Source organism: Cupriavidus gilardii (assembly GCF_013314895.1).
Taxonomy (GTDB): Bacteria; Pseudomonadota; Gammaproteobacteria; order Burkholderiales; family Burkholderiaceae; genus Cupriavidus; species Cupriavidus gilardii_C.
Genome location: NZ_JABTYE010000025.1, coordinates 17350 through 30944, shown reverse-complemented (window position 1 = coordinate 30944; position 13595 = coordinate 17350). Strand labels below are relative to the sequence as shown.

13 protein-coding genes are annotated in these 13595 nt (G+C 69.2%); 1 reads left to right on the top strand and 12 read right to left on the bottom strand.

What is annotated here, in order from left to right; all coding sequences use genetic code 11:
- Window positions 1-61: 61 nt before the first annotated feature.
- From rluB to HTY53_RS20680, 3 genes are all read right to left on the bottom strand, one after another.
- A complete protein-coding gene (rluB, locus tag HTY53_RS20690; protein WP_174108444.1) occupies window positions 62-1939 on the bottom strand; it encodes a 23S rRNA pseudouridine(2605) synthase RluB in 1878 nt (625 codons plus the stop codon).
- Between the two features lie 6 nt (window positions 1940-1945).
- Entirely contained in the window at window positions 1946-2974 is a 1029-nt protein-coding gene (scpB, locus tag HTY53_RS20685; RefSeq protein WP_174108443.1) for an SMC-Scp complex subunit ScpB, read from the bottom strand.
- 588 nt (window positions 2975-3562) lie between these two features.
- Window positions 3563-4324: a sulfite exporter TauE/SafE family protein gene (locus tag HTY53_RS20680; RefSeq protein WP_174108442.1), complete on the bottom strand. Its 762-nt coding sequence runs from the start codon at window positions 4322-4324 to the stop codon at window positions 3563-3565.
- 67 nt (window positions 4325-4391) lie between these two features.
- Between HTY53_RS20680 and fnr the strand changes: the two genes are divergently transcribed.
- The gene (gene fnr, locus HTY53_RS20675) at window positions 4392-5153 is read left to right on the top strand and encodes a fumarate/nitrate reduction transcriptional regulator Fnr (protein WP_438820980.1); all 762 of its coding nucleotides are present in this window, start codon (window positions 4392-4394) and stop codon (window positions 5151-5153) included.
- 31 nt (window positions 5154-5184) lie between these two features.
- On the opposite strand, the gene HTY53_RS20670 is transcribed toward fnr, so the two are convergent.
- The 9 genes from HTY53_RS20670 to HTY53_RS20630 all read right to left on the bottom strand — a co-directional run bounded on the left by HTY53_RS20670 (window position 5185) and on the right by HTY53_RS20630 (window position 13545).
- Complete coding sequence (locus tag HTY53_RS20670) at window positions 5185-5454, bottom strand: hypothetical protein (RefSeq protein ID WP_174108441.1); 270 nt, start codon at window positions 5452-5454, stop codon at window positions 5185-5187.
- Window positions 5451-5696 carry a FixH family protein gene (locus tag HTY53_RS20665; RefSeq protein ID WP_174108440.1) on the bottom strand — a complete coding sequence of 82 codons (246 nt, stop codon included), beginning with the start codon at window positions 5694-5696 and terminating at the stop codon, window positions 5451-5453. Before HTY53_RS20665 ends, HTY53_RS20670 begins: the two co-directional genes overlap by 4 nt.
- A 26-nt stretch (window positions 5697-5722) precedes the next feature.
- Window positions 5723-7141 (bottom strand): cytochrome c oxidase accessory protein CcoG, encoded by a 1419-nt coding sequence (gene ccoG, locus HTY53_RS20660; RefSeq protein WP_174108439.1) that lies wholly within the window; start codon window positions 7139-7141, stop codon window positions 5723-5725.
- Between the two features lie 52 nt (window positions 7142-7193).
- Window positions 7194-8156, bottom strand: coding sequence for a cytochrome-c oxidase, cbb3-type subunit III (gene ccoP, locus HTY53_RS20655; RefSeq protein WP_174108438.1), 963 nt, complete (start codon window positions 8154-8156; stop codon window positions 7194-7196).
- Between the two features lie 4 nt (window positions 8157-8160).
- On the bottom strand, window positions 8161-8409 hold the full coding sequence (locus HTY53_RS25150; RefSeq protein ID WP_438820979.1) for a cbb3-type cytochrome oxidase subunit 3: 249 nt from the start codon (window positions 8407-8409) through the stop codon (window positions 8161-8163).
- Between the two features lie 2 nt (window positions 8410-8411).
- Window positions 8412-9056 carry a cytochrome-c oxidase, cbb3-type subunit II gene (gene ccoO, locus HTY53_RS20645; RefSeq protein WP_174108437.1) on the bottom strand — a complete coding sequence of 215 codons (645 nt, stop codon included), beginning with the start codon at window positions 9054-9056 and terminating at the stop codon, window positions 8412-8414.
- 19 nt (window positions 9057-9075) lie between these two features.
- Window positions 9076-10575, bottom strand: a complete 1500-nt coding sequence (gene ccoN, locus HTY53_RS20640) for a cytochrome-c oxidase, cbb3-type subunit I (RefSeq protein WP_174108436.1) — start codon at window positions 10573-10575, stop codon at window positions 9076-9078.
- A gap of 116 nt (window positions 10576-10691) precedes the next feature.
- Window positions 10692-10907 carry a cbb3-type cytochrome oxidase assembly protein CcoS gene (gene ccoS, locus HTY53_RS20635; protein WP_174108435.1) on the bottom strand — a complete coding sequence of 72 codons (216 nt, stop codon included), beginning with the start codon at window positions 10905-10907 and terminating at the stop codon, window positions 10692-10694.
- 16 nt (window positions 10908-10923) lie between these two features.
- Window positions 10924-13545: a heavy metal translocating P-type ATPase gene (locus HTY53_RS20630; protein WP_174108434.1), complete on the bottom strand. Its 2622-nt coding sequence runs from the start codon at window positions 13543-13545 to the stop codon at window positions 10924-10926.
- Between the last annotated feature and the right edge of the window lie 50 nt (window positions 13546-13595).

The window sequence follows — 13595 nt, the reverse complement described above, 5'->3', positions numbered from 1 at the left end:
GGGGGCACGCTTTGTGCCAGCCTTCGCCCCGTCCGGCCTCGCGGCCCGGCGCGCGCTTGCCTCAGCGGCTGCCGCCGCGAGGGCGCCCGCGCCGGGGCGCGGGGGGCTTGCCAGCCTTTGGAATCACATTGCCGTTGGGCTCGCCGCCGCGTCGCTGCGGACGCCCCTGGCCCTGGCCGCCCTGCCCCTGCGCGCCGCGGGCACCCCCGCGCGCACCGCCAGCGCGGCCACCGCCGGCCGGGCCGCGCATGCCGGGCTGCGGCGGCAAGCTGACGCCGGCCGCAAACCTGCCGGTGTGCGAGGTCAGCAACGTCGGCGAGGTGATATAGCCCATCGACGTCTGCATCGGGTCCGGCTGGCCGCGATTGGCGCCGCCTCGGCCGCCTTCCTTGTTGAAGCGCGGCAGGCCGTCCATGCCGGTCGGCATCGGCTTGCCCTCGATCGCGGCCTGCTCGCGCTGCTTGCGGCCACCGACCTTGGTCGCGCCCTTGGGGGCGCCGGCCTGCTTGGCCGGGGCCTTCAGCCCGACCGCCGCCATCAGCGCACGCACCTCCTCGGGCTCGAGCTCCTGCCAGCGGCCTCGCTTGAGGCCGCGCGGCAGCAGGAACTGGCCATACCGGGTACGGATCAGCCGCGACACGGTCAGACCGACCGCCTCGAACATGCGGCGCACTTCACGGTTGCGGCCCTCGGTCAGTGCCACGTGATACCAGTGGTTGACCCCTTCGCCGCCGCCGTCGACGATGCGCAGGAAGTTGGCCTGACCATCGTCGAGCTGGATGCCATGCAGCAGGCGCTGGCGATCCGCCTCGGCCAGCTCGCCCAGCGTGCGCACCGCGTATTCGCGCTCGACGCCGTAGCGCGGATGCATGAAGCGGTTGGCGATATCGCCGGACGTGGTGAAGATCAGCAGGCCCTCGGTATTGAAGTCCAGCCGGCCCACGGCGACCCATTTGGCGGTCTTCAGGCGCGGCAGGCTGTCGAACACGGTCGGACGGCCTTCCGGATCCGACTGGCTGACGATCTCCCCCGCCGGCTTGTGATACAGCAGCACGCGCGGCGGCTTGCTGGTCACGCGGCGATGGATCAGCTTGCCGTTGACCCTGACCTGGTCGGTCGGCAGGATGCGCTGCCCGATATGCGCAGGCAGGCCATTGACGGACACCCGGCCCTGCAGAATCAACTCTTCCATTTCGCGCCGCGAACCGAGGCCGCCTTCGGCCAGCACCTTGTGCAGCTTCGGCGCATCGTCCTCGGCGGACAGTTCGCGCACCGGCTTGGCCTTGCGCGACGTGCCAGCGGCACCGCCGTCGGCGTCGTACTGGCCCGAGATCACAAAGCGGAACAGATCCTCGGCCGCGGCGCTCTTGTCGCCCTTCGCGGCCGGCCTGGCGCTGCCCTTGTCGGCCGTCGGCGCGGCGGACTTGCCGGCGCCCTTGGCGGGACGTGCGGCGTTCTTGCCGCCCTTGCGCTTGCCCGCCGGACGCGGTTGACCGTTGTTGCCGGCTTCGCCTTCGGGCCGTGCACCCTCGGCCCGGGCGCCGCCGTTCTGGCCGCCGTTCTGCCCGCCGTTCTGGCCGGCGTTCGCGCCCGCATTCTGACCGGCATTGCCGCGGCCGCGGCGTTTGCCGGCATTCTCGCGCGGCGCCTCGCCCTCGGCCGGCTTGGCGCGCCGCCCGCGTCCGCCTCGCGATCCTGGCGCGGGCGCCGCCGTGGCGCCGCTGGCGCCGCCTTCGGGCTGCGCCGCCGCGCCGGCATCGCCGGCGACGGCTTCGCTGGCGTCGCGGTCCTGCGCGGACTGGCGGCGCGAGGCCACCAGATTGCGCAGGCCGCGGCGCAGGCCCTTGCGGCGCGGCGCGGCGCCTTCGGCTGGCGTCTCCGCGTCGCGCACGTCTTGATCGATAGAGTCGGACAAAGTATTCACACTCGCTTGTTGCATCTGGTGTTAGTTCGAAACGCGCGCGCCTTGCTCGTCGGCATCGCGTGGATCCAGTTGGGGCGCATCGGCGTCGGCCTGGTCGGCGGACTCGTCGGCAGCGTCGGCGTGGTCAGCATCGGTGGCATCGCCAGCGGCCGCCGCTGCGGGCATATCCGCGGCTTCGGCGGCTTCGGCAGGTTCAGCAGCTTCCGCAGGTTCAGCGGCCTCGGCAGGTTCAGCGGATCCGGCGGCTTCGGCGGAATCGTGGGTCTGCACCGGCGCGTCGCCGGAGGCCGCGTCGGCGGTCACGCCGACCGCATTCGTTTCGTCGACAGCACCCGCATCCGCGGGCGCCACGCCGGCCCCGGGCGCCACGCCGGCCGCATCGACCGCAGGAGCAGCGACCGCAGCAGCACCGACGCCGTCGGCATGCGCGACACCTTCCGGTGCCGCCGCGAAGGCTTCCTCATCGACGCCGGCCGCGGTGGCGACCTCTTCGAAGTCGATCGCCCCCTGCTTCAGCAGCGCTTCCTGAACCTGCGCCTGTGGATCTTCCAGCGGCGGCAGTTCGTCCAGCGTACGCAGGCCGAGGTCGTCGAGGAAGGTCTTGGTGGTCGCATACAGCGCCGGCTTGCCGGGCACGTCGCGATGGCCGATCACCTCGATCCAGCCGCGATCCTCCAGCTTCTTGATCACTTCGGTGCTGACCGTGACCCCGCGGATTTCCTCGATATCGCCGCGCGTGACGGGCTGGCGATAGGCAATGATGGCCAGCGTCTCCATCACCGCACGCGAGTATTTCGGCGGTTTTTCCGGATTGAGCCGGTCCAGATATTCGCGCATCGCCGGACGGCTCTGAAAGCGCCAGCCGCTCGCCAGCGCCACCAGCTCGACCCCGCGCGGCTCCCAGTCCTTGCGCAACTCTTCCAGCAGAACGCGGATCGTGTCGGCGCCGACGTCGTCGGCGAACAAGCGGCGCAAATCGGCGACGCGCAGCGGCTCCTGCGCGCAGATCAGCGCCGTCTCGAGGACGATTTTCGCCTCTTGGGTATTCATGTTGTGGTGTGCGGCCTGTCTTTGCATCTGCGTCCGTGACACCCGGACGCGCTGGAGATTGGTCGATTCAGCAGCGCGCGTTCCGCTTCAGGGACGCCTGCCGCCATTCATCGCGCAGCGGACCGGGATGCTTGCCGCATCGGGTCCGCGCGCCTTCTCATCGGTGCATCGATTGCCGGTCCGGTCCGGCAGAAGATCGTCCGCCCGTCTCCCGATTTCGGTCGGCGGAAGGACCAGCGCGCCGCGCCGTCTCCCCTGTTGCGGCCGACACGCCCGGACAGCCGCGACTGTCCGGATTGCGAGACAACTTGGTCATGGCCTGGCGTGCAGCCTGTCGGGCCCCTCGCTGCCACGCCGCTGGCCGGTATTCTTGGCCGATGTCGACACCGGATGTTCTAGCCGGACAGTGCGGGGAGGGAGATGGGTATGGAAACCCATGAGTGCCTTGACAGACGCCTGGAACAAGCGCGACCGGGCGACCACGACACCTGCGCGAAAGCGGCCCGGTCGCCGTGGCTTCCCGCGATTGTATGGCATTCCCGCGCCGGCCTGCAACCGCGGGGTGGGACGAGGGGCGGCAGGCGCCCCTCAAAGGGTCAGGCAGAAGCCGTGCGCGGCCAGCGTTTCGGGCAGCATCGCGGCCCGCGCGAGACCGGCCGCGCCGAACAGGGCCACCGCCGCGCCAATGCCGCGGCGAACCCACGGGCGCCGCGCCAGCACGCGCAGGCCGGCCGACAGGCTCGACAGCATCAGCAGATTGGGCAGCGTGCCGAGACCGAAGGCCAGCATCACCAGCGCGCCGGACGGCGCGCTGCCGGCCAGCAGCGCCAGCGCGAGCGCGGCGTAGACCATGCCGCAGGGAACCAATCCCCACGCGAGTCCGGCCGCATAGCGGCGCAGCAGCCGTCGGTCTGCGCCCGTGTCCTGCCGCACGAGAACCCTGCCGCCCCAGCGCGCCCACGTCGCCGCCAGCCGCCGGGCTGCCGCCTCGACGCCCCGCAGCTTTCCCGCGAGCCGCGCGCCGCCGAGCGTCCATAGGCCGGCGAGCAGCAGGCTCGCACTGCCTGCTGCAAACAGCGCGCGCTGCAGCGGCAGATACTGCGCCTTCCACGCGGCCGTCCCCACCGCGCCAAGCAAGGCACCGAGCATGGCATAGGCACTCAGGCGGCCGGCATGCAGGACCAGCAGTTCACGGACCCACGCAGCGCGTCTGCGGTACAGCGGCACCGGCGCGGCCTGCCGCGCATCGCTGCCCTCGAGCACCAGCGCGATGCCGCCGCACATCGCCGCACAGTGGACACCGCCCAACAGTGCCAGCAGAAACACGCTGATCAGTACGCCGATCGCCATCTCAGGCTCCCCTGGTCAGAGGGTGCACGGTAGAATGCCCGCACGCTTTGCGCCCATCGCGATGTCGATGGCAACCCCCTTCCCTTCGCGCGGATTCCAATTGCTGAACGCCATTCCCCTGAACGACCAATCGACCCGCTGTTCCACCTGCTCGCTGGGACAGCTGTGCCTGCCGATCGGCATGTCGGCGCAGGACGTCGAAAAGATGGACGCGCTGGTGCAGGAACGCGTGCGCGTGCGCAAGGGCGAACCGCTCTATCGCCTTGGCGATCCGCTCGACGCGGTCTATGCGATCCGTTTCGGTACGCTGAAGACGCACGTGACGATGGAGGACGGCCGCGCGCAGATCACCGGCTTTCACCTGCCCGGCGAAGTGGTCGGCTTCGATGGCCTGACCGAGATGCGGCATGCATCGGACGCGACCGCGCTGGAAGACACCGAGGTCTGCGTGGTCCGCTACGACGAGATACAGACGCTGTCGGCCTCGCTGCCTTCGCTGCAGCACCAGTTCATGCGGCTGATGAGCAAGGAAATCACGCAGGATCAGATGATGCTGATCACGCTGGGCTCGATGCGCGCCGAAGAGCGGCTGGCGGGCTTTCTGATCAGCCTGTCCGAGCGCCTGGCGGCACGCGGCTATTCGGCGTCCGAGTTCGTGCTGCGGATGAGCCGCGAGGAAATCGGCAGCTATCTGGGCCTGAAGCTCGAGACCGTCAGCCGCCTGTTCTCGCGCTTCGCCGAAGCGGGCCTGATCCAGATCCGCCAGCGCCATGTGAAGCTGGTCGACATGGACGGCATCCGCCAGCTGCTGGGCAGGACGGCCTGCTGATGCCGGCACGGCGGTGGCGTCGTCCATCGCCCTACTCCAGTTCGTCGGCCGCCGACATCGGGGCCGAACTCGGCGCCAGGATCGAGGCCGGCAGCATGCACAGCGTCAGCGCGCTGGACAGCGCGCACACCGCCCACGCGACCGCGAAGCCGATCGTATAGACCGCACCGTGCGACAGTTCCAGCGGCTGCCCCAGGATCCGCAACTCGCGCGGATCGATCAGCGAGAACACCAGCACGAACGCTACCGCCGCGCCGACGAAAGCGGGCCACAGCACCCACATCAGCCAGCGCGCCTTCATGGCCGTGCCGCCGCTTGCGGATTGGCGCCGGCGTGCGTGGCCCGCGCGGCCGGCACCACCGCCGTTGCCTTCGCGGCCTGCCGGATTACCAGCCCCTGACGCACCACGCCATCGACGATGGGCCGATCCGCGTGCTGCATCGCGACCCAGATCGTCGCCGCGCAGCCCATCATCGCCATCGCGGGGCCACTGATCAGCAGCCACGGCCACGGTTCCTTCCACCACGGTTTGCATTGGGACATGTCGATGCCTCGTTGTCGATGCCTGGTTACGGTTGATCGGGAACGATAAAGCGGGTGGACTGCCGCACCTGCACCGGCTCGCTGCCGACGGCACCATGGACGACGATATCGACCACATGGGTGCCCGACGCGGCCTGCTCCAGCGGCACGCGCAGCCGCAGCGGCAGCAGCCGGTTCGAGGTTGGCGCGAGATGGCTGGCGCCGTCTTCGTACTCGACGGACAGCCCCGGCAAGTCCGGGCTCTGCGCGGCGATGGCGACGTCCATCTCGCGCTCTGTCGTGTTGATCAACTGCAGCCGGTAGACGTTTTCGATCCAGCGCCCGTCGACCTCGCGCGCCAGCGCCTGCCGATCGCGCAGGATGTCCACCTTCAGCGGCGTGCGCACCGCCATCGACCAGACGAAGCCGCCGGCCAGCGCCAGCCACAGCACCGCATACAGCACGATGCGCGGGCGAATCATCCGGCGGCGCGCAGTGGCGGCCGACAGCGCACGACGCATCGCGTTCTCGGAGGTGTAGCGGATCAGCCCGCGCGGATAGCGCATCTTGTCCATGACCTGATTGCAGGCATCGATGCACGCCCCGCAGCCGATGCATTCGTACTGCAGGCCGTCGCGGATATCGATGCCGGTCGGGCAGACCTGCACGCAGATGCTGCAGTCCACGCAATCGCCGATGCCCATCGCCCTCGGATCGGCCTTGCGCGAACGGGAGCCGCGCGGCTCGCCGCGCTGCGCGTCGTAGGTCACCACATAGGTGTCCTTGTCGATCATCACGCTCTGGAACCGCGCATAGGGGCACATGTACTTGCAGACCTGCTCGCGCATGAAGCCGGCGTTGCCCCAGGTGGCGAACGCATAGAAGCCGATCCAGAACGTTTCCCACGGCCCGGTGGACAGGTTCAGCACCGTGCTGCCCAGCGCATCGATCGGCGAGAAGTAGCCGACGAAGGTGAAGCCGGTCCACAGCGCGAGCGCGATCCACAGCAGGTGCTTGGTGGCCTTGATGCGCAGCTTGCGCGGGCTCCAGCGCTCGCCGTCGAGGCGAATGCGCGCGATGCGATCGCCCTCCACCTTGCGCTCGATCCACAGGAAGATCTCGGTGTAGACCGTTTGCGGGCAGGCATAGCCGCAGAACAGCCGCCCCGCGATCGCGGTGAACAGGAACAGCGACAGCGCCGAGATCACCAGCAGCACGGCCAGATAGATCACGTCCTGCGGCCACAGCACCAGGCCGAACAGATAGAACTTGCGCGCGCCGAGGTCGAACAGCACCGCCTGGCGGCCGTTCCACTGCAGCCACGGCGTGCCGTAGAACACCAGTTGCGTCGCCAGCAGCATCGCAATGCGCCAGCGGGCGAACGCGCCCGTCACCGCGCGCGGATAGATCTTGCGGCGGACCTCGTACAGCGAGGCCTCGGTCGGATCGATGCCGGGCGCGTTCATGACCGTCCTCGCAGATGGCGGGTCGCGAACCGATTGCGGGAAGCGGTGTCCATCACTGCCCCGCCGCCGGCATCGCGGTGCTGTCGGCAGACAGTCCCCAGACGTAGGCGGTCAGCATGCGAATCCGCTCGGGCGTCAGGATGTCCTCGTGCGCCGGCATCCGGTTGTCGTGGCCCTGCAGGATCGCCTTGACGATCTGAGCCTCGCTGCTGCCATGCAGCCATACCTTGTCGGTCAGATTCGGCGCGCCGAGTGCCTGATTGCCCTTCCCCGTGCCGCCGTGACAGGCGACGCAAGTCGACTTGAAGACGGGCTCGCCGCGCGCCGCGCGAATCGGGTTGAAGGCGAGGCCCGACAGCGAACGCACGTATTGCGCGACATCGCCTGCCCCCTTCTCGTCGATGACAGCGGCGAACGACGGCATCACGCCATGCCGGCCCTTGGCGATGCTCTGCATGATGACGGCCGGATCGCCGCCGTGGAGCCAGTCGCGATCGGTCAGATCGGGAAAGCCGCGGCTGCCGCGCGCGTCCGAGCCATGGCACTGCGCGCAGTAGTTCAGGAACAGCCGCTGGCCGATCTCGCGCGCCTCGGGATCGGCCGCCACCTGTTCGATCTTCAGATCCATGTACTTGCCGTACACCGCCTGCTGGCCGCGCAGCGCGGCCCGCCGCTGCTCTGCCAGCTCGCCCCGGCTGGTGAAGCCGAGCATGCCGCGATACGCGCCCAGGCCGGGATACAGCAGCAGGTAGCCGAGCGCGAACACGCAGCTCAGCAGGAACATCCACATCCACCAGCGCGGCAGCGGGTTGTTCAGCTCGCGCAGATCGTCGTCCCACACGTGGCCGGTGTCGTGCGCCTGGGCGCCGGCATCGACGGCCGGAGCCACGTCGGATGCGGCCGCGCCCTTGGCGACGCGCGTCTGCGAGAACAGCAGCCAGACGCACCAGACGATGCCGCCCAGCGCGATCGCACCGATGTAATAGCCCCAGAAATCCGAAATAAAGTCGCTCATGACGTCAATGTCCCTGCTCGATGGCGTGTGCCCGCGCGGCGTCGCGCGGCACCGCCCTGCTGTCGCCAGTGCCCTCTCTGCCAGCCTCTTCTCCGACCTCGCGGACCTCGCCGCCTGCCTCGTCGGGCAATGCGAACGGCAGCCAGGCGGCTTCCCGATTGGCATGGCGGCGCCCGCCGGACCACGCCCAGCAGACGATGCCGATAAAGACGACGAGGAAGATCAGCGTGGAAAACGCGGTCAAGGTCGCCATGGTCATTGCCCCGCGGTCGGCGCCAGCGTGCGGCGATTGGTGCCAAGGCCCTGCAGATAGGCCACCAGCGCATCCTCCTCGGTCTTGCCCTTCAACGCGTCCGGCGCCGCCTCGATGTCGGCCTCGCTGTAGGGCACGCCGAGCGCGCGCAGCGTCCGCATGCGCTGGCGGATGTCGTCGGTCGGCAGCGCGGTCTTCGCCAGCCACGGATACGAAGGCATCACCGACTCCGGCACGACGTCGCGCGGATTGCGCAGGTGGATGCGTTGCCAGTCGTCCGAGTAGCGGCCGCCCACGCGGGCCAGGTCAGGACCGGTACGCTTGGAGCCCCACAGGAACGGATGGTCGTAGACCGACTCGCCGGCGGTCGAATAAGGCCCGTAGCGCTCGACCTCGGCCTGCAGCGTGCGCACCTGCTGCGAGTGGCAGCCGACGCAGCCCTCGCGGATATAGATGTCGCGGCCCATCAGCCGCAGCGGCGAGTAGGGGACGATGCCCGGATCGGGCTGCGTGGTCGAATGCTGGAAGAACAGCGGCAGGATCTGCACGAAGCCGGCGATGCTGACGACCACGATGGTGCAGACGATCAGCCAGCCGATGTTCTTCTCCAGCGTCTCGTGCGAAAAGAAGCGTCGTTGTTGGGACATGATGGAATCCGGATGGCATTCAGGCGGCGGGGGCGGTCGCGGCGCTCGCGGCGGCGGCCGCGACGGTAGTGCCCGCCGGAATCACCGCATCGAAGGCGCGGCGGCCTGCAATCGTGCGCGCCACGTTCCACGCCATCACCAGCATGCCGGCGAGGAAGCACAGGCCGCCCAGCAGACGGATCAGGTAGAACGGGGTCTTGGCCTTGACCGCTTCGACGAAGGCATAGGTCAGCGTGCCGTCGGGCTGCGTGGCGCGCCACATCAGTCCTTCCATCACGCCGGCGATCCACATCGAGGCGATATAGAGCACCACGCCGATGGTCGCGATCCAGAAGTGCCATTCGATCGCGCGCACGCTATACATCCTCTGCTGTCCAAACAGGCGCGGCACCAGGTAGTACAGCGAGCCGATCGTGATCATCGCGACCCAGCCCAGCGCGCCCGAATGCACGTGGCCGATGGTCCAGTCGGTGTAGTGCGACAGCGCGTTGACGGTCTTGATCGACATCATCGAGCCCTCGAAGGTCGCCATGCCGTAGAAGGACAGCGCCACCACCAGGAACTTCAGGATCGGATCGGTACGCAGCTTGTGCCAGGCGCCCGACATCGTCATGATCCCGTTGATCATGCCGCCCCACGACGGCGCCAGCAGGATCAGCGAGAACACCATGCCCAGCGACTGCGCCCAGTCGGGCAACGCGGTGTATTGCAGATGGTGGGGACCGGCCCACATGTAGGTGAAGTTCAGCGCCCAGAAATGGACGATCGACAGCCGGTACGAATAGATCGGCCGCTCGGCCTGCTTCGGAATGAAGTAGTACATCATGCCGAGGAAGCTGGTGGTCAGGAAGAAGCCGACCGCGTTATGGCCGTACCACCACTGCACCATCGCATCCTGCACGCCGGCGTACGCGGAATACGACTTCCACAACGACGCCGGCAGCTCGATGTTGTTGACGATATGCAGGATCGCGATCGTCAGAATGTAGGCGCCGAAGAACCAGTTGGCGACGTAGATATGGCGGGTCTTGCGCCGGATGATGGTGCCGAAGAACACGATCGCATAGGCGATCCATACCGCCGCGATCAGCAGGTCGATCGGCCATTCCAGCTCGGCGTATTCCTTCGACGTGGTGATGCCCAGCGGCAGCGTGATGGCCGCGGCCACGATCACGATCTGCCAGCCCCAGAAGGTGAAGGCCGCCAGCGGCGCGGCAAACAGGCGCGCCTGGCAGGTCCGCTGCACCACGTAGTACGAGGTGGCAAACAGCGCGCTGCCGCCGAAGGCGAAGATCACCGCATTGGTATGCAGCGGACGCAGGCGGCCGAACGACAGCCACGGCGTATCGAAATTGAGCTCAGGCCATATCAGCTGCGCGGCTAGCAGCACCCCGACTGCCATGCCGACGATCCCCCAGACCACCGTCATGATGGCGAATTGCCTCACGACGTGATAGTTGAAGGTGTCGGCATGCGCGGGCGTGGCCGTGCCGGTCAGGCCGGCGGCGGTGACATCCATTCAGACCCCCAAGATTGACGTGATAAACCGATCGATGACGTCAATGTAGAAGGGGTCGGGCGATGCGCCCTTGATCCGGATCAAGGGCGATGCAGATGCACGGCGCCCGCGGAAACTCAGTGGCGCGTTTCGCCACGAAGCGGCGGCGGCACGGCGCGTGCGTTGGCGTTGGCGTTGGCGTTGGCGTCGGGACGGTCGTTGTCGAGCAGGATCGCCTGTGCGGGCCGCTCGAGATCGTCGTATTGCCCGGCCCGCAGCGCCCACCACAATGCGCCGGCGATCAGCGCGGCCAGCGCGAGGCTCATCGGCACCAGCAGGAACAATGTCTCCATCACAGCGTTTCCATCGCTAGCGCCCCTTCGGCAGGCGCAGCAAGCGCCAGGCATTGGCGACCACCAGCAGCGACGACAGCGACATGCCGAGCCCCGCCATCCACGCCGTGAGGTGGCCGCTCGCGGCCAGCGGAATCGCGACCAGGTTGTAGGCAAAGGCCCAGCCGAGGTTCTGCCGGATCACCGCGCGTGCACGGCGGGCGATGGCCAGCGCGGCGGCGATCTCGGCGATGCCGTCGTGCGTCAGCACCGCATCGGCGCCGACCTGCGCCAGCGGCGCGCCGCTCGCCAGAGCGAGCGACACCTGCGCCTGTGCCAGCACCGGCGCATCGTTGATGCCATCGCCGACCGCCAGCACGACCGCCCCGTCGCGCTGCAGCGCGGCGACGTAGTCGCGCTTGCCCTCGGGACTGACGCGCCCCTGCGCGTCGTCGATGTCGAAATGCCGCGCCCACCAGCGGACCGTCGGCTGGCTGTCGCCCGATATCAGATGGCAACGCAGGCCGAGCGTGCGCAGACGCGCCAGCAGATCGGCGGCCTGCGCACGCTCGGTATCGGACAGCACGAACACGGCCAGCGGACCCCGCTCGTCGCCCAACCACACCGGCGAGGCGCCATCGTGCAAATGGCCACGCAAGAGTTCGAGCGCGGCGGCGGCGTCGACGGCGCGCTCGGCCGGCGCCAGCGTGTCGACGAAGTCGCGCCGGCCCACCCGGATCGGCCGGCCGTCCAGCATCGCTTCCACGCCCTGCCCCGGACGATTGCGCAAGCCGCTCAGTCGTTGCGCGACATCCATGCCGGCGATGCCCTCGCCGCCCGCGGCGGACGGCTGCGCTGCGCGGTCGGCTGCGGCCACCAGCGCCCGCGCCACCGGATGCTCGCCGCTGCGGCACAGCGCGCCGGCCAGCGTCAGGCAATCGGCCTGCGCCAGATCGCCGAGCGCGATCACGTTGGCAACGGCAAATCGCCCTTCGGTCAGCGTGCCGGTCTTGTCGAGCACGACATCGGTGACCCCGGCCAGCGTCTCGAGCGCATGGCCGCGCGTCAGCAGCATGCCGCGCCGCGACAGCGCCGCCCCGGCGGCCGCCAGCGCCGCAGGCGTCGCCAGCGACAGCGCGCAAGGGCAGCTGACCACCAGCACCGCGACGGTGACCATCAGCGCGCCCTCCGGCGCGACCAACCACCAGAGCAGGCCCACGGCTGCGGCAATGACCAGCAGCGCCGCCACGAACCACGCGGCCACGCGGTCGGCGACCACCGCAAGCCGCGGCTTGTCGGCCAGCGCGCGTTCCAGCAGTGCGACGATTTCCGCCAGACGCGTGCCGGCCCCGACCTGGCGCACTTCGATGACCAGCGGACTACTGGCGTTGTAGCAGCCGGCCAGCACCGGCTGCCCGGGTCCGCGCGGCACCGGCCGGCTCTCGCCGCTCAGCATCGATTCGTCGAGATCGCTGCGGCCTTCCAGGATCTCGCCATCGGCCGGCACGATCTCGCCGGCGCGCACGCGCACACGGTCGCCCGGCATCAGGCGCGCGACAGGCACGCGGCGGGGCGTGCCGTCGGGCAACAGCCGTTCGCAGGTGGCCGGCAACTGGCGCGCCAGCGTCTCGGCACCGCTGCGCGAGGCCTGCCGCACGCGCAATTCGAGATAGCGCGCCAGCAGCAGCAAGGCGACGAACATGGTGACCGAGTCGTAGTAGACCTCGCCGGTGCCGCGCACGGTGGCAAGCAGACTGGCGCCGAAGGCCGCGGCCAGCCCCAGCGCGACCGGCACGTCCATGCCGACATGGCCCCGGCGCAGGCTGCGCCACGCGCCCGCAAAGATCGGTGCCGCGCTGTAGACGATCACCGGCAGCGTCAGCGCGAGGCTCGCCCATTGCAGCAGCCGCAGATGCGCGGTGGCGATCGAACCTTCGTGCATGTAGACCGGCCACGCGTACATCATCACCTGCATCATGCCGAGCATGGCTACCGCCAGCCGCATCAGCAGGCCGCGCCGCGCCACGCTGTCCTGCCGGTCCGCGGCGGAAAATTCGAACGGCCACGCGGTGTAGCCGATATCGGCAAGCGCGCCCAGCAGGCCGGCGACGGTCAACGCGTTGCCGCGCCAGCGCACCAGCACGCGGCGCGTGGCCAGATTGGCGACCGCGGATTCGACCCCCGGCAGCTGCGCCAGCTTCTGCTCGATCAGCCAGGTACAGGCGGCGCAGCGGATGTTCTCGGGGGCCAGCGTGATTTCGAAGCGCTCCTCGGATCGTTCCTCGGGCCCTTGCGCCCTCGCGCCGTCCAGCCGGCGCACGAAGCGCGCGCGCAGTTCCTCGGTGTCGTAGGCCTGCCAGACCGGCTCGAGCCGCGCGCGTGCCGCGTCGTCGAGCGGCCGGCCGAAGCGGAATTCGCCGGCATAGAGATGGGCAAAGCCCGCCCGATCCAGCGCCTGCGCCAGCGCCAGGCAGCCGGCGCAGCAGAAGCGGCGCTCCACGCCGCCGACCGCCGCGCGCAGCGTCTCCGTGGCCGACGCCGGCAGAGCGCAATGGAAGCAGACGGCAGCCTCCGCTACGGTGGCGGTGGCGGTGGCGGTGGTGTGCCGCGCGGGCGCGCAAGGGTCGGCGGGAGAGGAAGGGGCGAAGGCGATCGGCATCGTATTCCTGGATGTCCGATCGATTCTAGGGACCGCGCCGGCGCGGCGAA

Excerpts from the sequence above, each read along its gene's own strand:
- rluB (WP_174108444.1), bottom strand. The coding sequence starts at position 1,939 with ATGCAACAAGCGAGTGTGAATACTTTGTCCGACTCTATCGATCAAGAC.
- scpB (WP_174108443.1), bottom strand. The coding sequence starts at position 2,974 with ATGAATACCCAAGAGGCGAAAATCGTCCTCGAGACGGCGCTGATCTGC.
- HTY53_RS20680 (WP_174108442.1), bottom strand. The coding sequence starts at position 4,324 with ATGGCGATCGGCGTACTGATCAGCGTGTTTCTGCTGGCACTGTTGGGC.
- fnr (WP_438820980.1), top strand. The coding sequence starts at position 4,392 with ATGGCAACCCCCTTCCCTTCGCGCGGATTCCAATTGCTGAACGCCATT.
- HTY53_RS20670 (WP_174108441.1), bottom strand. The coding sequence starts at position 5,454 with ATGAAGGCGCGCTGGCTGATGTGGGTGCTGTGGCCCGCTTTCGTCGGC.
- HTY53_RS20665 (WP_174108440.1), bottom strand. The coding sequence starts at position 5,696 with ATGTCCCAATGCAAACCGTGGTGGAAGGAACCGTGGCCGTGGCTGCTG.
- ccoG (WP_174108439.1), bottom strand. The coding sequence starts at position 7,141 with ATGAACGCGCCCGGCATCGATCCGACCGAGGCCTCGCTGTACGAGGTC.
- ccoP (WP_174108438.1), bottom strand. The coding sequence starts at position 8,156 with ATGAGCGACTTTATTTCGGATTTCTGGGGCTATTACATCGGTGCGATC.
- HTY53_RS25150 (WP_438820979.1), bottom strand. The coding sequence starts at position 8,409 with ATGGCGACCTTGACCGCGTTTTCCACGCTGATCTTCCTCGTCGTCTTT.
- ccoO (WP_174108437.1), bottom strand. The coding sequence starts at position 9,056 with ATGTCCCAACAACGACGCTTCTTTTCGCACGAGACGCTGGAGAAGAAC.
- ccoN (WP_174108436.1), bottom strand. The coding sequence starts at position 10,575 with ATGGATGTCACCGCCGCCGGCCTGACCGGCACGGCCACGCCCGCGCAT.
- ccoS (WP_174108435.1), bottom strand. The coding sequence starts at position 10,907 with ATGGAGACATTGTTCCTGCTGGTGCCGATGAGCCTCGCGCTGGCCGCG.
- HTY53_RS20630 (WP_174108434.1), bottom strand. The coding sequence starts at position 13,545 with ATGCCGATCGCCTTCGCCCCTTCCTCTCCCGCCGACCCTTGCGCGCCC.